At 45.4% G+C, this 26,315-nt stretch carries 17 protein-coding genes; 8 read left to right on the top strand and 9 right to left on the bottom strand.

The genetic code is table 11. From position 1 onward, the window contains the following. Positions 1-43 precede the first annotated feature (43 nt). From J7I42_RS22025 to J7I42_RS22015, 3 genes are read left to right on the top strand one after another with little or no spacing between them, the layout of a single operon-like run. Positions 44-1,504: a RagB/SusD family nutrient uptake outer membrane protein gene (locus J7I42_RS22025; protein WP_209141038.1), complete on the top strand. Its 1,461-nt coding sequence runs from the start codon at positions 44-46 to the stop codon at positions 1,502-1,504. A gap of 2 nt (positions 1,505-1,506) precedes the next feature. Beyond that, complete coding sequence (locus J7I42_RS22020) at positions 1,507-2,880, top strand: substrate import-associated zinc metallohydrolase lipoprotein (protein ID WP_209141037.1); 1,374 nt, start codon at positions 1,507-1,509, stop codon at positions 2,878-2,880. Positions 2,881-2,891: 11 nt separating this feature from the next. Next, the gene (locus J7I42_RS22015; protein ID WP_209141036.1) at positions 2,892-4,205 is read left to right on the top strand and encodes a DUF4302 domain-containing protein; all 1,314 of its coding nucleotides are present in this window, start codon (positions 2,892-2,894) and stop codon (positions 4,203-4,205) included. 355 nt (positions 4,206-4,560) lie between these two features. Here J7I42_RS22015 and J7I42_RS22010 read toward each other — a convergent pair whose 3' ends face one another. Then, positions 4,561-5,403, bottom strand: coding sequence for a CvfB family protein (locus tag J7I42_RS22010; RefSeq protein ID WP_209141035.1), 843 nt, complete (start codon positions 5,401-5,403; stop codon positions 4,561-4,563). A gap of 33 nt (positions 5,404-5,436) precedes the next feature. On the opposite strand from J7I42_RS22010, the gene J7I42_RS22005 reads away from it, so the two are divergent. The 3 genes from J7I42_RS22005 to J7I42_RS21995 all read left to right on the top strand — a co-directional run bounded on the left by J7I42_RS22005 (position 5,437) and on the right by J7I42_RS21995 (position 9,720). After that, positions 5,437-5,667, top strand: a complete 231-nt coding sequence (locus tag J7I42_RS22005; protein WP_209141034.1) for a hypothetical protein — start codon at positions 5,437-5,439, stop codon at positions 5,665-5,667. A 313-nt stretch (positions 5,668-5,980) separates the two neighbouring features. Then, positions 5,981-8,464: a TonB-dependent receptor gene (locus J7I42_RS22000; protein ID WP_209141033.1), complete on the top strand. Its 2,484-nt coding sequence runs from the start codon at positions 5,981-5,983 to the stop codon at positions 8,462-8,464. Positions 8,465-8,475: 11 nt separating this feature from the next. Further along, positions 8,476-9,720, top strand: a complete 1,245-nt coding sequence (locus tag J7I42_RS21995) for a PepSY-associated TM helix domain-containing protein (protein ID WP_209141032.1) — start codon at positions 8,476-8,478, stop codon at positions 9,718-9,720. Positions 9,721-9,817: 97 nt separating this feature from the next. Here J7I42_RS21995 and J7I42_RS21990 read toward each other — a convergent pair whose 3' ends face one another. Continuing rightward, positions 9,818-11,224: a S41 family peptidase gene (locus J7I42_RS21990; protein ID WP_209141031.1), complete on the bottom strand. Its 1,407-nt coding sequence runs from the start codon at positions 11,222-11,224 to the stop codon at positions 9,818-9,820. A gap of 648 nt (positions 11,225-11,872) precedes the next feature. On the opposite strand from J7I42_RS21990, the gene J7I42_RS21985 reads away from it, so the two are divergent. Next, positions 11,873-13,177: a helix-turn-helix domain-containing protein gene (locus J7I42_RS21985; RefSeq protein ID WP_209141030.1), complete on the top strand. Its 1,305-nt coding sequence runs from the start codon at positions 11,873-11,875 to the stop codon at positions 13,175-13,177. A 121-nt stretch (positions 13,178-13,298) separates the two neighbouring features. Next, complete coding sequence (locus tag J7I42_RS21980; protein ID WP_209141029.1) at positions 13,299-15,455, top strand: TonB-dependent receptor domain-containing protein; 2,157 nt, start codon at positions 13,299-13,301, stop codon at positions 15,453-15,455. A 133-nt stretch (positions 15,456-15,588) separates the two neighbouring features. On the opposite strand, the gene J7I42_RS21975 is transcribed toward J7I42_RS21980, so the two are convergent. The 7 genes from J7I42_RS21975 to J7I42_RS21945 all read right to left on the bottom strand — a co-directional run bounded on the left by J7I42_RS21975 (position 15,589) and on the right by J7I42_RS21945 (position 26,048). Further along, complete coding sequence (locus J7I42_RS21975) at positions 15,589-16,713, bottom strand: TlpA disulfide reductase family protein (protein WP_209141028.1); 1,125 nt, start codon at positions 16,711-16,713, stop codon at positions 15,589-15,591. A 25-nt stretch (positions 16,714-16,738) separates the two neighbouring features. Further along, positions 16,739-18,157, bottom strand: a complete 1,419-nt coding sequence (locus J7I42_RS21970; protein ID WP_209141027.1) for a PKD-like family lipoprotein — start codon at positions 18,155-18,157, stop codon at positions 16,739-16,741. Positions 18,158-18,180: 23 nt separating this feature from the next. Next, complete coding sequence (locus tag J7I42_RS21965; RefSeq protein ID WP_209141026.1) at positions 18,181-18,999, bottom strand: DUF4843 domain-containing protein; 819 nt, start codon at positions 18,997-18,999, stop codon at positions 18,181-18,183. A 15-nt stretch (positions 19,000-19,014) separates the two neighbouring features. Then, positions 19,015-20,481: a RagB/SusD family nutrient uptake outer membrane protein gene (locus tag J7I42_RS21960; RefSeq protein ID WP_209141025.1), complete on the bottom strand. Its 1,467-nt coding sequence runs from the start codon at positions 20,479-20,481 to the stop codon at positions 19,015-19,017. 9 nt (positions 20,482-20,490) lie between these two features. After that, the gene (locus J7I42_RS21955) at positions 20,491-23,832 is read right to left on the bottom strand and encodes a SusC/RagA family TonB-linked outer membrane protein (RefSeq protein WP_209141024.1); all 3,342 of its coding nucleotides are present in this window, start codon (positions 23,830-23,832) and stop codon (positions 20,491-20,493) included. Between the two features lie 291 nt (positions 23,833-24,123). After that, the gene (locus tag J7I42_RS21950) at positions 24,124-25,293 is read right to left on the bottom strand and encodes a FecR family protein (RefSeq protein ID WP_209141023.1); all 1,170 of its coding nucleotides are present in this window, start codon (positions 25,291-25,293) and stop codon (positions 24,124-24,126) included. Positions 25,294-25,445: 152 nt separating this feature from the next. Then, the gene (locus J7I42_RS21945; protein WP_209141022.1) at positions 25,446-26,048 is read right to left on the bottom strand and encodes an RNA polymerase sigma-70 factor; all 603 of its coding nucleotides are present in this window, start codon (positions 26,046-26,048) and stop codon (positions 25,446-25,448) included. Positions 26,049-26,315 lie beyond the last annotated feature (267 nt).

Raw genomic sequence — 26,315 nt, 5'->3', positions numbered from 1 at the left:
CACTCACCACTCACAACTCACATTTCAACCTGAACTTAAAAAAATGAAGCACTTAATTATATACACTTCCCTTTTACTAATACTAGGTAGTTGTAAAAAATACCTGAATGAAAACCCTGACAACAGGGCCGACATAAATACCGTTGACAAAGTTGCGAAGCTGTTGGTAACAGCTTATCCCGACAGGACCTATCTTTTTAATGAAACCGCCTCTGACAATGCGGAAGACAGGACCACCATTGCATCTAAGGAAGGTCAGCCCTTTACGGACCTGTATTTCTGGCACGACCCGGAAGGCACCAGTGATTGCACGCCCGCCGAATACTGGATCGCCTGTTACAAGGCCATTGCATCGGCCAATCATGCCCTTGACGCCATTGAGAAAAACAACTTCGGCGACAAAGTGCTTCCCTATAAAGGGGAAGCGTTAATTGCCCGTGCGTATGTGCATCACATGCTGGCCATTCATTTTGCTACCCCTTATGCTCCCGGCGGCGCCAATGACGGTATGGGTATCCCGTATGTTGACAAACCTGAAACCGTTGTTTTTCAACCATACGACCGTGGCACGGTGCAAAGCGTATACGAAAGAATTGAACAGGACCTCACCGAAGGTATGAAGCTGTTGAGATCAGGCTCGTGGGAAGTACCCAAATACCATTTCAATCCCCAGGCCGCGCATGCATTTGCCGCCCGCTTTTATCTGTTTAAAGGGGATTGGGATAAAGTAATAGAACACGTAAGCGCTATATTTCCCGAAAACAATTTTTACGATAACCTCCACCAATATGCCGGCGATCTGTGGTCTTTAAGTTCTGAGCAAATACAGGCAGAGAACACAAAGGCCGAACGGTCCTTCAACCTGCTGCTGGCAAACACCTATTCCATTTATCAACGCGCAGGCGGTGCAGGGGCAAACCGGTATGGCTTTGGAGAGAAAGTAAAAAACGAAAGTGGCGGCACTACAGTATTTGGTCTTTCCTTCCGCACCAACATCCGGCATTATGGCGAACCCAATTATACCCCCGGTAAATACGAGGAATATTTTTACATCACCAATGTAGCCCAGGGAACTGGTCTGTCTTATATCATGATGCCCCTGTTCACGGTTGATGAGGCATTGATGAACCGGGCAGAAGCTTATATTCAAAAAGAGAATTACCCCCTGGCCATTGCCGATCTGAACGAGCTTGGCCGCGCAAGGGCCAGAAACTATACTCCGGCCACTAACGGACTCACCGTTGCCAAAGCAAAGACCTTTACCGGTAAAACGGATGACAAACAGGCCATGCTGGCAGCCCTGCTCGATACCAAAAAGCGTGCGTTCATCCAGGAAGGCATCCGGTGGATGGACATCCTTCGTAACAACCTAACGGTAAAACACAACCATATAGATCAACGCGGCACTGAAACCTTCGCGGAACTGCCACCCGGCGACCCCAGAAGAGTGTTTCAATTACCCAAGGATGTAAATACCTCTGACGTACCATTAAATCCCAGATAACAATGAAACTAAAAAATATATTACATACAGGTTTATACGGGCTGCTGTTCCTGAGTATTGGCTCCTGCAGAAAATCATCTACGCTGGATGTAGATATGTCGAAATACATAATAGACAATCCTGCGCCTACCGAGCTGGACGGATGGATCACCGATAATTTAACCAACCCGTACAATATTCAGCTGCAATACCGGTACGAACGCGATCTGCTTGGCGATATAGGCAAAGATGTATCGCCGGTTAAACTGGACAAAGTGAAACCTACCGCCGACGCGATCATCAACATCTTTCTTAAAACCTACGAAAAGGCAGGTGGGGTGGCGTTCATTAAAACCTATACGCCTAAACAATTCGTATTGTTTGGCTCACCGGCTTACAATACCGACGGTTCCCTTACCCTCGGCTCCGCCGATGGCGGCCGCCGGGTTATTTTGTATGATCTCAATAAACTTGACTTTAATGACCCCGCTCAGGTAAGTACTAAAATGCTTACCATTCACCATGAATTCACGCATATCCTGAACCAACAGATCGCCATACAACCGGAATTTCAACTGGTAACAAAAAGCGATTATATGACTGACTGGACAAACGGCAACAATACCCTCGCCGTAGCCAAAAGTCTTGGGTTTGTTTCAAGGTATGCGAGAATGAATTACAATGAAGACTTTGCCGAAACAGTAGCCAACCTCCTTATTATGGGCGAACTGTGGTATGATAATTACGCAAAAGGCGCTGGTACGGATGGACAAACAAAATTGAAAAAGAAGGAAGCCCTGGTGGTGGATTATTTCAAACAACACTTCAACATCAACTTCCGTGACCTGCAAAATGAAGTGGGTAAAGTACTGCGCCTTACTTACAAGGATAAGACCAAGAGTATTTTGTACGCCTGGCAAAACAACCTCATCACCCCACAACTGGTGGTAAACTTCAACGAACCGGTTTATGCCCAATACGGCCAGTCGGCCAAATTCAAACAGATCTGGGAAAACGTTAAAGCGGGACTTAAAACAGCAGGGTACACGCCAGTTTCTTTTAATGTGGTATTGTTATCATCCACGGTAATGCAAATGCAATACACATTCACCAATGCCGCCGGCGCTACATTTGTAGCCTGGTACGATTTCAACTATACCATTAATGCCAATGATGCCATCACTTTCACCCTGCTTGCCAACAACACCACTGTTACGCAATATGTAGTCGCTAAAATGGCAGCACCTGGCTTTGCCCCGCTGAATACTTATTTTAACACCAACCAGTTTAAAGCCGATTGGATGCCGCCAGGGGCAGAAGGCGGCGGTAATTACCTGAAGTACGGCGGGTTTTATGTAAATAACGAGCCGGATAATTATTTCTATGGTAAATTATAAACTAACCGATCATGAAACAACTGCTATATATACTTGCAGCCTTCCTGTTGACCACCGGCTGTAAAAAAGACGACACAAAGATCTTTGATGAAACACCGGAGGAAAGGATGTCGGCCCGGATCGATGAACTTAACAGCGCGCTGAACAGTTCCCAATACGGCTGGAAAGCATCCCTTACCACCAATGTAAAGGGCGGCTATGGGTTCTATATGGATTTTAAACCGGCACAATCTATCCTGATGGTAGGCGACCTGAACAGTGAGACCGCTTCGAAAGCAAATACCTCTACCTATCGGATAAAATGGGTAATGAACGCCACTCTGATCTTCGATACGTACAATTACATTTCCATGTTGCATGACCCCAATCCTGGCACTTACGGCGGCAATCCCGGGGCCGGGTTGCAAAGCGACGTGGAATTCGAATATGAGCGTATCAATGGCGACAGCATCATATTACGCGGCTTCAAATACAAGAACGAGCTGGTGCTGGTAAAAGTCACCCCCGAGCAGAAAGACCGCTACCTCGGCGCCGCCTATAAAGACAACATCGAGACCATCAATAACTATTTCAATGGGAAAAATTACAGCTATATCAACATGGCCGGTCTCAATAACAAAGTGCAGTTCCTGTTCGACAAGTCGAACAAAACTGTGACTTTCCAGTACACTGACAATAACGACGAGGTAGCCAAGGTAACCGGTAAATATAATTTTGAAGATGTAGGGCTTATCTTCTCCGGCAAGGGTATTGAAGTGAACGGGATCACTTTTGTAAAAGCAGGCATGGAGAACGGAGACTTTATATTATATGCCGCCAATGGCGACAAATATGTACTGCATCAAAGCAGTGTACCCATTTTACTTATGCAGAACCTGTTTGCTTACAATGGCATTTATAAGGAGTTGTATATACCACCAAATCCACCGACGGGCATTAACTCCGGGTTCAACGCCGCATACCTTGCCTGCGCCACGGCATTTGGTCAAATGAAGCCGCCCCGGTCACTCGTAGATCTCCGGTTTGTATTGGCTAGTTCCAATACGGCCACGCTCATTACCCGCAACGCCAACACTACCACATTCACGGCCATTGCAACTTATACATACACCTACGTTAATGGAATAATCACCCTGACCAACCCCAGTTATGATGGCAATTGGGCCCAGCGTTCAATCGAGTATAAAGCGCTGCAGAATTATTTTGCCACTGATGCTGTTTTTAAAGTAGATTATGTTGAGACCAACATCCCCAATCTTCCGCTGTTGGGTGGGTTGTATAAGGTATCGGATAATAGCTCGTTTTTCTATGGAGTATTGAGGTGAGGCAGAGGGCAGAGGGCTCTTCGCGGCAAACCCGCCCCTACCCCTCCCAGGAGGGGATTCTTTAAAACAAGCATTGACTAAACGATATTGAATTGGAAACTAACAAACTCAATAACTAACGAACTTAAGAACTTAATGCTATAAAGGCAATGGGCAATGGCCTCTTCGCGGTAAACCCACCCCTACCCCTCCCAGGAGGGGATTTCTTAAAACAAGCATTGACTAAAACTAACGAACTTAAGAACTTAATACTATAAAGGCAAAGGGCCATCCGCCAGCTGGTAGATAGCCCTTTGCCTTTTATCTTTCCATCTCTGCCCTATCCCTTCTGCCTTTCCCCCATTCCCTATTGCCCTTATTCTTCTACTAACTTGATTCCCGTCTGAGTAAAGATGATCTTCTTATTCTTGTACAAATTACCCGTGGTCATTTTGAAAGTCTTTTTGCTCATGCCAAAAAAAGAATAGATTTCCTCCGGGTCCGATTTATCGTGGTAAGGCAGATAGCCATTGTTCTCCTGTAATAACCGCATTATTTTACCAGCTTCATCTTCTACCCGCTGATAGCCCATCTTGCCGGAGCCCACATCTATAAGATTGTTTTCCCTGATATTTTTGATGTATCCTTTTAATTTATCACCTACCTGTATTTCATGGAAGATATCGTTGTGGTGTAATACCCCAGTATGCTGGTTGTTGATGATCACCACATAGCCGATATCGGTACGCCGGTATACCACCAGATCAACCGGGTCCTGCTCTTTTACGGTAAGATAGTCATTGCTTAAAAAACGCTCGATCTTTTCAGTGGCGGCTACGCGGCCGGTCATTTCATCGAGGTAGATCTTAACCAGGTATTGTCCCCCTACCCGCATGCCCATCAATTGTTGTGATTTGGCCACAAACAGGTCCTTCATCAGTCCCCAATCCATAAAAGCGCCCTGTTTGGTTACCGACACCACCTGCAGGTTTACAATATCCCCCACCACGCCAAAGGGACGCTGTGTAGTGGCGATCAGGCGGTCTTCTGAATCGTGATAAACAAATACCTTCAGCTCGTCCCCTACCTTTACGCCAGGTGGCACAAACCGTTTGGGAAGCAATACCACGTCTTTATCCTCCCCCAGGTACATACCAAATTCGAATCCCCGGGCGATTTTCAGCGTATTAAATTCGCCTACTTTTATTTTACTATCCATTTTGCAAAGAACGGCAAAAAAGGGCAATAGGCAATGGGAAGTGGGCAGTGGGCAATAGGCAATGCAGGAACGGCAGAGGGCAGACGGCAGACGGCAGACGGCAGACGGCAGACGGCAGACGGCAGACGGCAGACGGCAGACGGCAGACGGCAAACGGCAGACGGCAGACGGCAGACGGCAGACGGCAAACGGCAGACGGCAGAAGGCAGAGATGGTCCTTCGCTGCGCTCAGGACCGGGAAAGGCAGTAGGCAGTAAGCAGTAGGAAAAGGCAATGGGCAGTGGGCAATGGGCAGTGGTGAAAACCACTTTCTCTTCGCCAATTGGCTGATCAGGGCAAATTCATTTCTCGCCTTCGGCTCGGTACCTTTCTTCGGTCTACTTCATACCTCCTACTTCTTACTTCCCTTATCAACCTTATCACCCCTATCAACAAGCTTTCCCTGTCAACGTATTAACCTCCCCACTTAATTTTTTCCTAATTACATAAATGCAATTCCCAAAAGCGTAACCTTAACATTTAATCCGCGAATACTTTTGCGCTCCGATTTAATCACCCGATAGTAACCTTACGTATTATGAATTGTTCAAACCAACAATGCAGGAGACTATTGTCTGCTGCGTTACAGATCTTCTTTTGCCTTATTGTATCGCTGTCCTTGCAGGCACAGGTCATAAACACCAATAAAGGTGTTATTTCCGGCCAGGTGCTTACAAACGATAACGAACCCGCCGAAAGCGTAGCCGTTCAACTGGCAGGTACCGACAAAATGACCCTTACTACCGAAAGTGGTTTCTATATTTTTAAAAACCTGCCTGCCGGCACTTATCATATAAATGTAACCGTAAAAGGTTTCAAGCCACTGGAAACAACCGTGGTACTGACAGAAAATGGCAAGCAAAGTAATATTTCCTTCAAACTGGAATTATCCGATGCGCAACTGGCCGAAGTAGTGATCAGCTCTGGCGGCCGCTATAAAGTTGACCGCGTGTCTTCCTCGCTTCGTTTGCCCAGCTCAATCCTTGAAACACCCCAGAACATTCAGGTGATCAGCAAACGCACCCTGGCTGATCAACAGATATATGATATAGTGGATGGCATTACCCGCAACGTAAGCGGCGTATCGCGTTTGGGCCACTGGGATAACCAATATGCCAACATTCGCATGCGTGGTTCCAAGATCCCCGCTTTCCGCAATGGCATGAACATCGAAGCCAGCTGGGGCCCTACGGCAGAAGATGCCGCCATGATCGAGAATATCGAATTCGTAAAAGGACCCGCCGGTTTTATGCTGGCAGCGGGCGAGCCTGGCGGTTTTTACAATGTAGTAACTAAAAAACCAACAGGTTCATCACACCAGTCTGTTAGCATGAGTGCGGGCAGCTTCAGCACCTATCGCGCTGCCCTCGACTTCGATGGCAAACTAAGTAAAGATGGCCGCTTATTGTACCGCCTTAACCTGGCCGGTCAGCAAAAAGACTATCACACCAAATTCAATTTCAACAACCGGGTAATGGTAGCACCCGTTGTTAAATACCAGATAGACGACAAAACATCCGTTACTGTTGAATATACTTACCAGGCTATTAAATTCCTGTCGAACGGTAACTATTCCTTCTCTAAAGTAAAACTGGCTGATGAAAACGTAGCGAATGATTTCTTCTATGGCGATCCCTCATTACCACCCGGAAAGATCAGAGACCACAGTGCATACGTTTACCTCGATCACCAATTGAACGATCACTGGAAAGCACATGCGCAGGTAGCCTATTTCAACTTTGCCATGGCCAGCGGCAGTGTGTGGGCAAACAGCCTTGACTCAGCGGGTAACATGAGCCGTTATTATAATATCGGCGATGAAGCCGGTGAAAACCGTTTTGCACAACTTTCGATTGCTGGCGAAGAACAAACCGGCAGCGTTCGCCACCGTATTTTGGGTGGACTGGATTTCGGTAACAAAAAATTCTGGGGCGATTTCCGCTCAGGCAACCCCAACATTCGTTTTGCCAGGATAAGAGATTCCGCTACTGGTCCGTTGTATGAACCGATCTTTAATGTGTACAACCCTATTTATGGGTTATCTATGGATTCCATTCCTAACTTCGATCGTTCAGTGAACATCCGCACCCGTTCCGGCTCTACCGCTTATGCTACCTACACCAATTATGCATCTGCCTATGTTCAGGACGAGCTGGGTTTCTTCAACAATAACTTACGCGTATCACTTGGCTTGCGTTTCACGTATGCCGAAACCGTTGGTAAATCCAAAAAAACCGATATAAAAGACCAGGTATTTTCACCCCGCGGCGGGATCAGTTACTCCATCGACAAACAAACATCTGTATACGGATTGTATGACCAGTCGTTTGTGCCCGTGCCTGGTACCGATTTTGCCGGCAATGCCTTCCAACCCATTAAAGGGAACGACATCGAATTTGGGGTGAAAAAAGAATGGTTTGGTGGCCGCTGGGTAAGCAGTGTGAGCGTTTACCAGATCAACCGTACCAATGCGTTAACCCCCGACACAGATCCCGCCCACCAAAATGGCAGCATCACTTTCCAAACACAGCTGGGTGAAACCGAGTCAAAAGGTGTGGAATTAGATCTTAATGGTGAACTGGCAAAAGGATTGAACCTGGTAGCCAACTATGCGTACACCAGTTCCAAGATATCAAAAGAATCTCCCAATGTAGCTACCAAAACAGTAGGTAATGTAACGCCCAATACAAACGCACATACGACCAATGCCTGGTTAAGCTACCGTTTCAGTAAAGGCGCCCTCAACGGCTTTGGCGTAAATGGCGGTATTCAATGGTTGGCCGATCGTTATGTAGGCACCACCACCACTCCTAATATGCCTAATTATTTCCGTGCCGATGCCGGGGTTTCTTTCCAAAAGAACAAATTCGGTATCTCTATGCTGGTGAACAACCTGCTCGACAACAGGAAATTATTAACGGCAGCCTCGCTCGATACCAACCCTTCTAAAAATACCAGCTACTACTCGTATATAGTAGAAGCACGCCGTAACATGAGAATGACCGTAACTTATAAATTCTAGTTAGCCAGCACATGAATAACCCGAAAAAACGCGGCAAATCACTTTTTCGCACCATCAATGACTGGTTGCACTTATGGCTGGGACTGGTGTCAGGGATCATCGTATTTATAATTAGCATAACCGGTTGTATATACGCGTTTCAAAAAGAGATCAGCAGTGTTACCCAACCCTATCAATTTGTACCTGTTGAAGCAAAACCTTACCTGTCACCCTCTACGCTCAGGCACATCGCCGAACTGCATCAGTTCGGTGATAAGGCGGGGAAACCCGGTAAGGTGATCAATGCCGTTCAGTATCCTGGGAAAGGAAAGGCGGCACTTGCCACTTATCGCGATAAGAAAACAGGCTATATGATGGTGTACCTGAATCCCTATTCAGGTAAGGTATTAAAGTCAAAAGCGCTGGAAAAAGACTTCTTCCGTATTATTCTCATGGGTCATTACAACCTGTGGCTGCCCCGTGAGATCGGGCAACAGGTGGTTTGCTGGGGCACCATGATCTTTGTGGTGCTGCTGATCACCGGACTGATCATGTGGTGGCCAAAGAACCTGCGGAAAGCCAATGTAAACAAGAGTTTCAAAGTAAAATGGAAAGCCTCTTTTAAACGGGTGAACTACGACCTGCACAATGTACTGGGTTTTTATGTGCTCATTGGCGCACTCATCATCGCTATAACCGGTTTGTACTTTGGGTTTAAATGGGTACCCAAATCCATTTACTGGGTGACATCGGGTGGCAAACAAATTCCCGAAAGAAGAGGCACGGTATTCTCTGACACCACGCACATCCCCCAGCAAACCGCTTTATATTCACCGGAGGACAGTGTTTGGGCTAACCTGCGTCGTGGGTATACAAACGAAGGCAGTTTGCAGATCACCTTTGCGCAAAAACAAAGTGATGCCATTACGGCATCCTACAATCCCCAGGAAGGCACCTTTTACAAAAACCATACGCGGTACTTTGACCGGTATACCTTACAGGAGATACCAGGCAAAACGCTGTACAATAAACCATTTGAAGAAGGCAGCGCCGCCGACAAACTGGTGCGCATGAACTATGATATTCATGTTGGCGCTATTGGTGGAATTGCCGGTAAGTGTATTGCCTTTCTTATTAGTTTAATAAGCGGCAGCTTACCCATTACCGGTTTTATTGTCTGGTGGGGGAAGAAAAGAAAGGCTAAAGACACAAGGACCAAGACACAAAACCTGAAAGGTGGGTCACCCGTAATAGTGGCTTCCTCCTTAGCGAGGTAACAGGGTGGCTCACCTTGGCAAAAAAGGGCTGCTCAACCTGACAAGTCTAATACGTATATAAAAATAAAAGCCTCCCGACATTTCGGGGGGCTTTTGTTTATAACTTAATAAGCAATTCATTCAACCAGGTAATATTACTCAGGTCCAGCGGAATATCAGGCTGTATGCCCACATTATCAATGCCCAGCCCTACATCGATCCTTCTTGAACGCGTGGTGGAATAATGCAATTCAAAATCGGGGTCGTAAAAGTCCTTTTCAACAACATTCGAATAGTCAAGCACCCCTTTGGAAAATTCTCCGGCCAACACCACCTTTTTACTTTGTTTTGCCAACAGCAAAAATTCTTCTGTGGCACTACCGCATCCTTTATTTATAACAATGGCCACTTTTGCCGGCATTGGCCATACTGCCGGTAACGTATCGGTATTATCTGGTGAAAAATTAACAAAGAACCGTTCCTTACCCCTACCCTGGTTTAACAACTGCATCAGATGATCGTATTCCTTCTTCGGGATCTCAGTCCGGTACTTATAAATGGCTTTTTCCCAGGCAATAATATTCTCGCGGGTTAACAACAGATCAACTCCTATACTTTTTACCGGGTTGGTATAAATAATGGGTTGCAGAAATGACATAGACCGATCGCCACCGCCGCCATTGTTTCTCAGGTCAATAACAAGCTTTGGCATGGTTTGAATACTTTCCAGGTTGGTCCTTATCACAGAATCTATGTGCTTTGCTTCAAAAAGATCAAAGGTCTTAATACGTAAATAACCCGTGGAGTCATTCAGCTTTCTATAGAATGTATTTGCCTGTTGCTCTTCTTCAAACAAAGGCTTACTGGGTGTTGAAGTAGGGACTATCCCATTTTTAAACCAGCCCTCCGAGGACAGTCCTTTCTGCAGACTATCGGGCATCGTGGAAATATAAGCGCTGTGATTACGCAGATACCAGATCCCTTTAAACTGATCTTGCCCCGTTTCCATCAGTTCAAACTTAACCTGCCCTGGTTTCCAGTTGGGTGCGCGTGATTCCAGTATCACGCCCACATACGAACGCACCCCCTTTTTACTTTTGATGACGGCGACCTTGTATACTGAGTCAATATTATAATAGATCCCTTCAACGACGTTCTTATCGGCTACCTGTCTCAAATATTTTTTATCCAGCTTTATCGTTTCCACTGTATCCGGTGGGGGAATTCTTAGATAAATATGATTGTCTTTAAAAAAATCGAGCCAGTAATCAATAACAAAGTAACAGTCGGCCTTTGAGCGGGCCAGCTTTGCATAGGCATACGCCTGGCGGTTATATTCCCAATAACTTTTTAAGGACCTGATTGATACTTTATCTGTGAAACCAACATAATTTTTCTCCATGTAGGTCTTTACACTATCAAGAACGCTGACCCCATTTACGGGCTGACAAATACCGGAAACACCACAGAACAAACAATTAATGAATACCAGGATGATTGTAAAATATTTACGTATATAGTTCATAGTTTTAGTTCCAAATTGAAATGTGAGTGGTGAGTGGTCAGTTGTGAGTGGGTCCCGACGACGCTAAACAAGACCTGTCAGGATCGCATAGACCCACTAAAATTGCAAGCTCAAATGGCGAACCTTACAGGTCTTAGCATCCTTGGATTATTTCTGCCCGCTGCCGTCTGCCGTTTGCCGTCTGCCGTTTGCCGTTTGCCGTCGTATTCTACCTTCTACCTTCTATCGATAAAACAAGACCTGTCAGGATCGCATAGACCCACTAAAATTGCAAGCTCAAATGGCGAACCTTACAGGTCTTAGCATCCTTGGATTATTTCTGCCCGCTGCCGTTTGCCGTCTGCCGTCTGCCGTTTGCCGTTTGCCGTTTGCCGTTTGCCGTCGTATTCTACCTTCTACCTTCTATCGATAAAACAAGACCTGTCAGGATCGCATAGACCCACTAAAATTGCAAGCTCAAATGGCGAACCTTACAGGTCTTGGCATCCTTGGATTATTTCTGCCCGCTGCCGTCTGCCGTTTGCCGTCTGCCGTTTGCCGTTTGCCGTCTGCCGTTTGCCGTCTGCCGTCTGTATTCTACCTTCTACCTTCTATCGATAAAACAAGACCTGTCAGGATCGCATAGACCTACTAAAATTGCAAGCTCAAATGGCGAACCTTACAGGTCTTAGCATCCTTGGATTATTTCTGCCCGCTGCCGTTTGCCGTTTGCCGTCTGCCGTTTGCCGTCTGCCTTTCTCCCATTGCCCATTGCCCATTCCCTATTCCTCATTAAATAATTACAAATGTAAGCGCCGCCTTTTATCCGCCAAAGTTGGCAGATCAAATAAAGCAGGGTCCATTGTTACCAGTAAATCATTAATTTGGCTTATCATGAACATCGGTCAGCAAATATTGTTTCTCGTTAGCGCCCTGGGCGCTGTTAATGGCATTATACTGAGCGGGTATCTTTTTATCAGCAAAAAAGGCCGGTCAATACCTGCGTTTTTCCTGGGTTTGTTGCTGCTGGCAATCAGTTTACGGGTGGCCAAATCGGTATTTTTGTATTTCAATCCCCTGCTGCCCAAAGTTTGTCTGCAGGCCGGACTCTCGGCCTGTTTTTTAATTGGTCCTGCGCTCTATCATTTCCTGAAATCATCATTAAATGGCGTTAGCCGGATTCCTCTTTCCTGGAAATGGCACTGGGGCATTCTGATGGCTATTTTATTAATAGGCGGGATCGATGTGCCTTACAAGTCCTTCCCTCATATTTGGAACAATATCATTGTATATGTTATTTACGGGCAATGGCTGATATACCTGGCTATTTCAGGCTCTTTGCTGACACCGGTTATAAAAAACGCTTTTACCCGGACGTACTCCTTAAAAACTACCGAAAAATTCTGGCTACTGGTCTATGGAGGTAATCTGTTCGTTTTTGTGGTTTACCTGCTGGCCTTGTTCAGGGTAATATATGGAATTTATATCTGTGGCTCTCTGGCCTTCTCCTTCTTTTTATACCTCACTATTTTCTTTTATTTGCACAGTGCACAAATAGAAAATTTACTGCATCCCGTTCAGCCTCCGGCTGATAAACCCGAAAAAAAGAAAATTGCGGCCACCGATGCACAGATATGGAGCGAAAAACTGGAAAAGGCCCTACATGATAAGGAGTTGTACAAAGACCCCAATCTTAAACTAAGCGACCTGGCCCAAACCATCAATATCTCCGCTCACCTGCTATCGCAACTATTGAATGATAATTTGGGCAAAAGCTTTTCTACTTACATAAACGAATACCGGATCAATGAAGCCTGCAAACTGATCAAGACCAATGACCTGCTCACGTTAGAAGCCATTGGTTACGAAGTGGGCTTCAACTCAAAGAGCACATTTTACACAGCATTCAAGAAAATAAAAGATACTACTCCGGCGCTTTTCAAAGAAAGCATAGCGAAAACGGATTATAAATAACCCGTTGATCACAGTTGGTTTGCGCTTATTCAGCGTATGGTTTTATAATTCCGTACGTCTGATTTCGCAAAACCAAACTCCACCTTTTTCTACCATTATTAGGTTTGTGTAAATGCTAATAATGGAAAGATCTTTTCTATTGGTTGTACTGCTATTATGCGGTGGTTTTACTATTCAGGCCCAGGACACGCTATCCCCAAAACCGGCTGATACGATCAGGCACAAATTGTTAAAAGAAGTAGAAGTTGTGCGGCCAACCTATCAACGCGAAGCGGGTAAACTGGTGATGACCATCGCCGGGAACAAACTCTTTAAAACGGCAGCCAATGCCATGGATGTACTGAAAAAACTGCCCGGACTGGAAGTGGGTGGCGATGGGTCACTGCTGCTATCGGGTAGAGTAACACCCGCTGTTTTTATCGATGGCAAACCCATGAACATGAGCGCCGAAGAATGGCAGCATTATCTTACCAACCTGTCACCCGACATGATAGCCGCCATTGAAGTGATCAACAATCCTTCTTCTCAATATGACGGGGAATACAAAGGCATCATCAATATAAAATTAAAACCAGATATGACCCTGGGCTGGAAGGGAATGGTAAGCACCAGCCTGCAGCAAAACAACTACCGCCAAGCCGATAATAACGGCCTGTTCACGTATAAAACAAAAAAACTAGCTTACACCGCCCGCGTAGGTTACACAACAGGCACTACAGTTCGTCGGTACAATGCCCTGCAACATCTGGCCAATGCCAACATTATGGCAACCAACACAAAAATGGTTACCCACAATAACAATTACTCCATTCAATTAGGGATGGAATATGTGGTAAAAAAAGATCAGCAGCTGGAATTATTACTGCGAACAAGCCATATTAACCGCACCATGAATTCCTTCAACACGCTGCACGCAACCGATTCGCTGGCCAAACAGGTGGCGTTCAGTACCACCAGTAACAACGATGCCGATCCCGAGCAACACAACTACGCCGCCAATCTGAACTATACAGCCCGCTGGGGAAGAACGCAATTACAGGTCTTGACTTCCCTGGCATCGATCGGGAACCGTCAGGGTGAAGACATTCAAAACAAAAATGCGCTTACTGGTGACCTGCTGGAATACTGGCAAACCAGGATGAAAAACGATATTTTTATCCGTACCGCCCAGGCTGATCTGTCGGGAGAACTGGGTAAAGGAAAATGGCGCGCGGGCGCCAAGTTGGCACTTACTGCTACCCGTAATAGTTTGCATTATGATACACTGAACACTGCTAACCAGTTTGTGACCGACAGCAACCGCACCAATACATTTCAGTACGATGAAAATGTTTATGCCGGATATCTTACCTATGAACGAAAACTGAATAAATTTAACCTCACCGCCGGGTTGCGCGCTGAGCATACGCACAGCATAGCCAATGCGGTTACGCTGGAAGCAGTCACTAAAAGAAATTATTTAACCTGGCTGCCCAGCCTCAATATAACGTATGACCTTACCCCAAATCAACAGTTAAATTTATCCGTAAGCCGGCGGATCACGCGCCCCACCTTCCCTTTTTTGAATCCTTTTCGTTTTTATTTTAGTCCGCTCAATTACTGGATAGGCAATCCTTTACTATTACCCTCCAAGACCAATGCACTTTCAATTTCCTATTCACAGAAAGCGTTTACAGTATCTGCTACTTTAGGGCGGGAAAAAGACCCGATGACGCGATACCCAGAATACGATGCCACCACCAACATCCTGGCATATCTCGGCAGGAACCTGCCGTACAATGACTTTGCCAATATTGAAACAAGCATTCCCCTGGTGGTTAACAAATGGTGGTGTATGAGCAATAATATTGGTGGTTATTACAGAAAAGATCAAACACCCTATCATGGCGTAACTTATACCATACCCATCACCTGGTTTACCATTAGTGGCAGCCAGGTATTTACCTTACCAAAAGGATTTACATTCGATGTAGATTATTATTACAGCTCCCCCGCCGGCGATGGACTTTACTTTGGAAGACCGGTCTCATATATAGACCTCAGCCTCCAACGGTCTTGGTTGAAGGGCAGATTGAATACCAAACTCAATTACAATGACATCTTTAACACCTACCGGATCCAGCGCATTTTCAGGGAGAAAAGCATTATCGATAATCGGCTCGCGCATTGGTTCGGTCTAAGAAGAGTGGTATTAACGGTAAGTTACAGCTTTGGCAAGTCTACTTACAAGGCCAAACAATTAAACAAAAATGAAGAGGAGAACAGGGCCGGCATGTAATGACATAAAAAAACGTCCCGATATGGATCGGGACGCCTTGAGCAGATTTTCAGGTCAGTGCCCGCCCGACTGAACGTCGTTTGGGGGTGAAGGGCGGGGTTATATTTGGCTTTCCATGTTGTTAATGTACGCGTTAGTTGGTCTTTCCAAAAAGCGATTCCAACTTTTGGTTCAGGGTCTCACCACGTAAACCGGTGGCAACGATCTTACCGGAAGGGTCTACGAGAAAACTGGCAGGCACGGCGCGGATACCATATAATACCGCTACTTCATTGTTCCAGCCTTTGAGGTCAGATACCTGTGTCCAGGGTAATGCGTCATGTTCTACAGCTTTCAACCAGGGTTCTTTGTCTTTATCGAGCGATACACTCAGGATATCGAAACCTTTGCTGTTGTACAGTTTGTATTGTTTCAGCAGGTTGGGGTTCTCAGCCCGGCAGGGTCCGCACCAGCTTGCCCAGAACTCGATCAACACATAACGGCCTTTGTAGGAAGACAGCGTAACAGACTTGCCATCGGGGGTTGTTTGAGTAAACTCCTGAGCTGGTTTTCCTTCTTCTACTTTGCTTAACAGATCGATGCGGGCAGCGATCTCTTTGCCGATATTGGAGTTTTTGATCGATGGGTCCAGCTTATCGAACACTTTAATAGCAGCAGGAAGTGTAATGGTGCTGGTATAAGCCAACAATTCCTTGGCGCCTACATAACTATTTGGATGTTCGGAAGGGTATGCAATACGGGCTTTGAACTCCCAGTTATACTGGCTGTCGGCTTTTGCCTGAAGGGCTTTTGCAGCTACACTGTCACCGGATTGTTTCAGGTCATAGGCCTTTTGATAAAGGGCTATTGTTCTCTTCCGGTTATCCATTAGCTTTTGGCTAAACGCCTCAAACTCCTGGGTAACACCTTTACCGGTTACTTTGGTATTGTACATGGAGTCAACATCGCCTACTATAGAGATCGGCGTATTGGTGACAAACAGTTCGATCTTTACTTTATAGGTCTTTGTGAAAATAAAGCCGGGAACGGGCTCTTCTACATGTCCTTTAAAGCTAAAGCTGCCATTGATAGCTTTTACGGTATCTGTTTTAGAGGAGCCCATGGTACCGTAGTTGAGGTATACCACACTATCAGTCATATGCGCCACCTTTGCGGTGATCACAAACTGGGGGGCTTTTTTTTGTGCTACTGCATTATTGGCGATCAGCACCAACGCGATTGCTTTCAGCAGGAATGGTCTCAGAGAGGTCTTGTTCATCTATCGTTTTATTATAATTAAATAATTATTTTCTAATAACAACATCTACCGGCGTTCCGGGAACACCGGCAATTGTTTTGATTATGTTGCCGAACTTACCGGTACTGATATCGAGGAAATACACAGCTCCGTCAACAGCGGAGATCAGGGTGTTATCATCAATTTTCTTGATCATAGTAACAGCCTTGCCGCCAAAATCAGCAGCGAGGGGCTGTATATCCTGGTTTAATGGGTTGTACCGGTAGATCTTATCATTGCTGGTAAAATAAAACACTTCATCATTTAAAGCAGCCCATTTAGTGGTGGGAGTAATAAGCGACTGCTGCGGGAATGGCCGTTTATAGGTAGTTTGAAATAACACAACGCCAATAAACGTGGAGCCGAATTTCAATTCATATACGGTACCATCAGCCGCTTTACCAAATGCAAAACAGTTAGTATTATTGATCAGTTGAAAATGCAACAGGTCTAATTGGACGTCCTTGGGATCGAATATTGCCGTTTGGGTTGTTTGATAATTGGTCCCCGTATAGGCCACCTGTCCAAAATTGGTAAAGGTCACAAACTGTTTCTTGTCGACGTCGTAGCCTATAATGTAAGGCGGTCCTGGATAAAAGGCAGCTGATTTATATAAGTTGTAATCACCTGCCGGAGGCAGGCTGAACATTCCATAGATCTCAGCGCCATAAAAGGTGTAAGAAGAACCTACCATCAACTTCCCATTTACCACGCCTCTCAATACCCCGTCTGTAGTAGTTTCCAGAAAACCTGGTTTTGCAGAGTCGGGCGTTTCAAAGTAATTATCCCGCAACGATTTTATTCTCACCAGCGTATTGCTTGCTATGTGCATGCCCCCGTCGTTTGTATCATCAAAGGTGGCCCAGTAACCCATGGCCGGCGGCGGATCAATATGCTCTTTGAACAGGTTTATAATTTGCAGTGGTTTACCTGGCAAACTGGCTCCATTCCACCTACGGTAAACATCTGTTTCTATAGTTCCATCGGGCTTCACAAAGGTGAGTTGTGAGGTACCACCAACTGCACTCAGGATCATTGTACCCCTTGAATAGGGTGTTTCACCCGCGATGGTAGTTTCATGATAGAACTTCATCCCGTTCGTACTGTCGATGATCGTTAACCGGGTGGAGTATTTATCGGGCTTCAGACTGTACAACATTTTCAACTCCCTGCCATAAATAGTGGTATCGCGCATTTCAAGCGGCATCATAATGCGCCATTCATAACCCAACTTTATATTGGGATTGGCAACGGTTACCGTTGGACTGATCCGCAGTGTATCGCCAATTAAAACCGTATACAGGGTATCAAAATTTGTTACTACCGGTATATCCAGCGTATGATAATCGTAATTGCCTTTATCTTTATAACAAGCCTGCTGTACCATTGCAACAGCAACCAGCAGCACCAGTATTATTCGCTTCATGAGAAAGTTTTTAATGGGTTAAACTAGATCACTTTGCTACCCGTTTCATCAATAAAAAAATACTGACCGGTTTGGGAATCCTTCACGTACGGGATAATTTTTGTTGGATTGGCAACAGGATAAAAATCATAATTACCATCCGGCCTGAGGTCAAGGTTATATCCTTTGTCAGGATGATTTTTTTTCCAGGTTTGAGGGCTTGCCATCAACGCTTTCAACTGATCTACATAAAACAGGTACAAAGGCGCCATGGAACCATCCAGCGTCAATTCATCAGTAGTGGCCGCCAGCCTGAACAACTGATGCTTCACCTGTGAATAGCTGCTTTTTATCCACATATCCCACCAATTAGGTTTTTCCAGCCGGCTTGATACCACCACCCGGGTGGTAATGATCGGCTTATCGAGCGCGGTGCTGAAATCAGGAGTTTGTTTTAATCGAAGCGTCACCGCAAAAGGGCGTTTAGACATGTTTGTATCTGTATTGTACAGGATCACCGGCACCAGGGCAACACCCTTACCCGCTTTCATAATGTACTCGCTTTTCAGAGGCTCGTAATGTTTGTTTGCTACAGCAGTTGTAGTGGAGTCATTCACTACTTCCATCACAAACTTTCTATCATTAACGGAGTCACGGTCGCCGGAGATCTGCACGGGCACCCATGCTGTATCTTGTGTCAATTCCGGATGGTAGGCGAACGTATATAAAATGCTGTCGCTTGCATGCACGACTTCCAGGTTGAAAAAAATACCGGGGGCTGCTTTATAGGTAAACGTTGTTTCTTTATGACAGGAGGTCATCGCCACAACAACTGCCAGTAACAGGATTGTAATATTCTTCATAATTACATGCTGTGTTTAATGGTTTCCAAATTCAGTTTCATTAACGGGCAAAGGCCATACAAACACCTTGTCAGACGGCGGCACATTACCGCCTGCAAAATTTACAATGGAGCGGTTCAACCTTTTATACATATAGAAGATCTGCCCTTCCCCGAAAAATTCCTTCCGGGCTTCCTTTACCAACTCCTGAAACATCTCCTCCTGTGAGGCCACCGTAAGTGCTTTGGTAATTCCCCGGGCAGCCCGTACAGCCTGTAACAATTCCACTCCTTTTGTGGGGTTGGTTTCGTAAGTACACTCTGCTGCGATGTAATACATTTCGCTAAGCCGCAAAGCCGGCATCACCAGGTAATGGCGGTTGTTATCAGGATCGCGTTGGTATTTTTGCAACAGATACCAATCGAACGAAGATGCGCCGCTCACTTCTTTATACCATTCCTTGAACCTGCGGTCATCGGCACCAGCGCCTTTCACTTCATAAAGCAAACTACCCGTGTTCTTTTCTGTTACCAGACCTTTGAGGTCAACATTAAAACGGGTGGACAGGGTGTCTTTCATATTAGGAGCATACCAGGCAAACAGCAGCTCTTTGTATAGGATCCGGTCCTTTTGATCCAGTTTGGAATTTTGAAAATCAGCCGCAGCGGTCCAGGGAAATACATTTGAATTGATCACTTCCATGGCGTTGTTCAGGGCGTCTGTCTTTTTTTCAAGGTACAGGTTCACGCGGGCCAGCTCACCACAAACAGCATAATAATTCATGCGGTGGCGCCGGTTCTGCAAAAACAGACTTTGAGAAGATTCTTCGGTAGAAGGAACATCAGTATTGTAACCTACCTTATAACCGCTCATAATAGGATCAACCGTGCGCAGCAGCTCTTTAGCCTGTGTAAGGTCATTTACAATATTGGTGAGCACTTCTGTTACGGTTGAGGTCTTTGTTACCTTATTGGAAAAACTGGTAACATAAGGTATCAGGGAGGCGCCAGGATTACTTTTATAGGAAGGGGCAAATAAACGCAACAGATCAAAATGGAGGTATCCTCTCAATGCCAGCGCTTCCCCTTTGATCAGTTGACGACGATCGGCTGTTAAAACGCCCCCGCGTTTTTCTATATTTTCCAGCAACAGGTTGCAGTTGGCAATGCCATTGTACAACCCACTCCATATGGTATCTTTTTTTGCTACAAAGTACCTGTCGTTATAATTATAAACAGCTGATTTCTCATAATGTAAAAAGTCATACCCCGACGTCATGGTATAGTTCTGAGCAAGCACATCGGGTAAACCACCAGTCAATTCAAATCCATACAGGTTCATATTCGTACAACTGGTATATACACCGGAGAGTGCTTCTTCAAATCCTTCAGCGGTTTTAAAAAGTTCCTCTGCCGACACTTGCGATACGGGACTTACATCCAGCCATTTCTTACACGACGATAATGTCAACACTACGATCGTGAACAATATAAAATTTTTCATATCCCAGATTTAGAGGCTTGTTTGAATTGAAAATGTGAAACTCCTTGCAAAAGGATAATCGATCCCCCGCTCCTGCTTCATGGTGCTCCAATGCCAGAGATCATTCATGGTAAAGGCTACCCGCAAATTGCGCATGGAGAGTTTACTGTAGATCCGTTTCTCAAAATCATACGACAGGTATACAGATTGCAATTCCAGCACATTGTCATTTTGAATAAACCGGTCAGACACATACGTAACATCCTGCGACCTGATGTCTTTGTAGAGGGAATGGTCGCCCGGCTTTTTCCATCTGTCGGTCAGCACCCTGCTGTCAACATTGTAGCGGGGGTTGGCATTTTCAATGCGGTCTACTATCGTTTGGTTATACTCTTTTCCACCCCATCTTGCGTAGAAAAGCGCATTCAGTAAAAAGCGCTTATAAGTAATATTCGGGCCAAAATAGCCATAGGCAAATGGTGTATTGTCAGCAACCGGCACCACATCTTTTACATCCCAGTTATAAGTCTGGCTGCCATCTCTTTTTAAGTAGATCTCTTTACCATTTTCGGGATCGATGCCCAGTGAATGCACGGCATAAATGGTGTTCAGCGACTGACCTTCATTATAACGCAACAAAGGAGTGGCTTTGTAGTCTTTTGTTTGTTCAGCATCGATGTTATCGTTGTACGTCTTCAGCGCATTGGATATTTTCAGGATCCTGTTCTCGCTGCGCACCATATTGGCAGTCAGGTTTACCGTCCAGTTACGGCTTTTATAGGCAGTAACTTTCAGCGTCATTTCCACCCCGGTATTCCTCATATCACCCAGGTTGTCTTTGTAAGCACTGAAACCGGTGGATGGGGGAAGAATGACATCGGCCAGCAATCCGTGTGTAAGTTTTTGATAAAATCTTGTACTGAGGTACAGTTTGTCACGGAACAATCCAAGGTCTATACTAGCGTCATAATTATCTGTTTTTTGCCACTTCAATGCTTCATTACCGTAAGTGGTTACAGCGGCCCCAATTCCGGTTGAATACCAGTTATTGGTATAGTAATCATAGGTTGTTTTCGATTGGTAGGGGGCAAAGTTAACCTGACCGGTCAACCCCGTACTGGCGCGCAGGCGCAGGGTACTGATGGCGCTGTTCAGCATAAAGTCTTCTTTATGCACATTCCATCCAAGCCCAAACGACCAAAACGGCGCCGTTTTATTTTCATTACCGAATTTTGAAGATCCATCTAACCGGGCCGACAGATCTGCCATGTATTTATTGCGGTAACTATAGTTCAATGACATAAACGAACCAAACAGTCTTTCCAGATAATAGCTCGCATCGGGTGAACTATTTTCCGCATACTTGTTTGCAAAAGCGATATTGGTGAACCGGTCGTTTGAAAAACCGATGGCGGTGATCCCCCTGGCATCGGTGCTGGCGGTACGCATATTTACTCCGGCTGCCAGGTTAAGGAAATGATCGCCCAGTTGTTTGTTATAATTCAGAGTGAGGCTACCATCAAAGGCATTTTCATCCACGGTGCTGTATATATACGAACCCCGTTCTTTTAACTTATCGGTTGGGTAATCGAAAAACTCATTGCTCAGCGGCGACATGAATTTATCGGTAGTTGTTTTGCGTTTGGTAACGCTGGCCAACCCACGTAGCCGTAAAGCACTGGTGATGTTCCAGTCAGCATTGAACGCTTCAATGATCTCAGTATATTTAGTTCTGTTAAAGTTGCTGAGCGTACCATTGTACACCGGGTTCAATACACTTTGATTTTTGTACTGACTGCTATCTGTAAGCCTGGTGTCTATTACCCAGCTATCCACAGCCTGCAAAATATGGCCGTTTGAATCTGTTTTTGGGTAATAGGGGTTCATGGCCACGTAATTGGAAAAACTGCCATAGGGCGATTCGTTACCTGTTACCTGCGTAACAGTAAGTGTATTTCTGAAAATGAATTTTTTATTGGGGGCATAGGAGATCACTGAGCCAAGTCCATAGCGATCGCGGCCCGATTTCTTCATTACACCGGGTTGGGTTTGATAGCGCAGATCAAGACCATAACGAATGGTGGCATTGCCACCTTCCAGGTACAATGAATTCTTGTTGCCAAATGCCGTTCTTACCGGTTGCGATAACCAGTATGTATTCACACCGGCCAGCACATTCGCTCTCTTTGAATAATACAGATAATCCTGTTGATCTTTCGTACGGCTGCCCACCGGTTCGTATAAACCGGCCAGTCGCTCATACTCCAGCTTTTGTTCGGCATTCAACACATGATAATCGGTTAAATCAGGGGCTGAAACGGTACCATCATAACTATAGGTCAACTGCAGTTTTCCTTCCTGCGGCGCTTTGGTGGTGATCACCAGCACGCCATTGGCCGCACGTGAACCGTATACCGCAGTGGCGGCAGCATCTTTCAACAAAGTAATGGTTTGAATGCGGTTCACATCCAGATCGAATACTTTTTCAACACTTACTTCATAACCATCCAGAATGAAAGTAGGAAGGTTTACATTACCAGCCAGGTTATTACGGGTCAACACATCACTGCTCGATACGGGCAATGAAGCCGATCCACGAACGTTCACCCTCGGCAGGGAATTAGGGTTGGAACCCAGGAGATTGTTTTGTGCAACCTGAAAAGAAGGATCATAAGCCTGTATGGCTTGCAACATATTATTGGGGTTAACGCGCTTCAACTCCTCTCCAGTCACCGTAACCGCATTACCGGTATAGCTCTCTTTTTTGATCTGCTGGTAACCGGTGATCACTACATCAGTCATGGGAGTATTCGCCCTTAACTTAACCGACAGCTGGCTATCCTTTGCAGTCACTTCTATCCCTTCGAAACCCACATAACTGATCAACAGCCTGGAGCCAGGTTTGGCCCTGATAACGAAATTACCAGCAGCATCAGTAACCACACCCGCGTTACTTCCTTTTATCACTACGTTGGCGCCCGCTACCGGTGTCCCCGATACAGCATCGATCACCTTACCGTGAATATCGATGGCAGGGACCGTATCAACCTGCTTCACTTCAGCAGGAACAGGCAACGGTGCTCTGTCGTTTACCACAATGGTTTTATTCACAATACTGTAAGTAACAGGTTGTGATTCAAAAACCAGATCAAGCACTTCTCTCAGGCCCTTGCTTTTAACATCAATGCTTACGGGATGCGTTTTCTGCAACAGCCGCATGTTATAAAAAAACACATAGCCGGTTTGCTTTTTAATTTCCCGGAAAAGCTTCTGCAAAGGAATGTTCTCTTTGGTAACGGATACCGTTTGTGAAAAACCCGCAGCAGATACCTGTAGGAAGCCCGCCAATATGAAAACAGCGGTTAACTTCATAACCAGAATAGTTTTGGACTTTACCCGCTGTGGTATGCGCACAGCTTGGTAAAGAATGGTAAAAATCATACTTTTAAAATTGGGTAAACAAATAACAGTTTCGACGCTTTTAGAGAGTTTGCCCAAATTCGGCCGGTTGCGTTCCAGCGCTTCCGGCTTCCTTTTTTATGGCAGTTAGTAGTACAGTCAAATCAGGTTTTTTCTCATGCTTGTGACAGTTTTGGTTTTATTGAACAATTGGGTTAAGCAGTTAATATACAAGGTTCATGGTTTATCCTTGTGATTGTCATTTCATGGCAGTACTGTTATCTTTCTTCCTTCTATTTTACAATGCACATTACTCAGCTCGAGTATTTTAAATACTTCTGTTATGTTGCTGTTGCGTGGTATTTCTCCTTCCAGCTTTTCGTCAGGCACTTTCCCGGCATACACTATTTCCACATCGTACCATCTTGCTATTTCCCGCATTACGGTTTCCACACTGGCTTCATTGAAAACAAAGCGGCCATCCTTCCAGGCAACCGCCTCTTCTACATCTGCATGTTCATCCAATGACATTATTCCGTTTTTATGTAATTGGGCTTGCTGTCCGGGTTTCAACACATAATGGCTTTGAGTACTGGTCATATCCACCGATCCTTCAAGAAGGGTTGTTTTTATTAAAGACTCATCTAAATAAGCCTTGATGTTAAAATGAGTTCCCAGCACTTTCACTTTGCCGCCTCCTGGTCTGCCGGTAGCAGAAATGATCTCTACAATGAAAGGCAAATTGTTGTGGTTCACTTCAAAATATGCCTCGCCGGTTAGTTCCACTACCCGTTCCTTTCCTGTGAAGCCGGCGGGAAAGCGCAAAGAGGAAACCGCGTTCAACCATACTTTGGTGCCATCAGGCAAAACCACCTGATACTGTCCCCCCCGCGGGGTGCTGATAGCATTCCAGGCAACGGCATCCTGATTACCATTGTGCTGGGATTGATAGACCAGCTGACCATCCTGCTTTTTCAGCACGATGGTTTTTCCCTGCAGGGAGAGGGCACCATTAGCAGCACTGTCGAGCACGATCACAGAACCGTCTCCCAAGGTTAAGAGCGCTTTATTCCCGCCCGGCATCACGGGTCGTGTTTCGGGTTTAGGGGTTTGAACAATTACCGGTACCGGATCTTTACGGGTTACAAGAAAATAACCCGCAGTAGCCATTAACATCATGGTACCGGCAGCTACCCACCACATTCTTTTTGAACGCCATATGGGTATTACCTTTTCAGCGGGTGCCGAGCTAAGTACAGCCTGAACATTGCTGTAAATTCTTTCGCCCACCATGTCTTCCTCTTCTTCCCTCAACGGGTTGTATATATCATTGCGTCGCTCGTTGTACCACCCTTCTATCCATTCTTTTTCCGCTGAAGAACAGGTTCCCAGGCGATAGCGTTGTAACAGGTCGCTGAATTCGTTAGCATTCATGTTAATTCATTCAAGGTTTTAGGTTAAGGTTGAAATTGATTAGGCAGGCATGTTAGCCTATATAAGTCGGAAAAGAGAGATCCGGGTGGTAGAAGAAAGTGAAGTTTTTTTAAGAAATTATGAAGTTTCTGTTAACCCTATGATTAACAGCCTTATTTATACACAAAAGCGGCCATAATGAGCATAGCCATGGAAGAATTGCCGAGGTTGGACTTCAAAATTTTCAATGCGAGATAGATCTGCTTTTTTACCGTTTCTTCCGAGATCTGCAGACGGGTGGCGATCTCGCGGTGTGTTAACTGCTCCTGCCGGCTTAAACGGAACACTTCCCGCATTTTATCCGGCATTTTATCCATCACCTGGTCAATATTGGCGGCCAGCTCCCGTGCATAAAGCTCTTCTTCAATGGATGGCATGGAGGTTTGGTGCGCTTCCAGGTAGGTAATAAAATCGTCGAGGTAGCCACCGCGGATCATATCCTTCTCAATGCGATCGATGCATTGATAGCGAATGGCAGTGTTTAAATAAGCCTTCAGGGATGTAATTGAAAGTGATTGGCGGCGGTTCCAGATGGAAACAAACAGTTCCTGCACACAGTCTTCAGCTTCCTTTTGGGAACGAAGCACATTCATGGCTTCCCGAAAAAGTGATTTCCAGTAACGTTCGTAAATGGCAGTAAATGCAGCCTGATCGTTTTGCGAAAGCTGTTGCAACAGAACCTGGTCAGTATGTAATTCGTGGTCAATTTGCTGCATTCTCCCCTATTGCTGAACAGCGTTGAAATTACAATAAAAATATATAACGCTTGTTAGCCTTTTACAAACCACGGCTAAACACTGCTAAACAAGGAACAGTTTATCATCTACTTATTTGTGATTTTTCATCGGAAAGTTGTCGCAGCACCTTTGCACAAAAAATTAAAAATTAATTAGAATAAACATGCAGCATTTATAATTGCTATATTACAGTTCTGATACATAAAGGTGAAACCTACATCCTTCACTGTAGCGGTTGAGGAATAC

The sequence above is a fragment of the Niastella soli genome, from assembly GCF_017742245.1.
GTDB classification, from domain to species: Bacteria; Bacteroidota; Bacteroidia; order Chitinophagales; family Chitinophagaceae; genus Niastella; species Niastella soli.
Note: the sequence above shows the minus strand (reverse complement) of the source record. Positions and strands in the feature narration are given on the sequence as shown.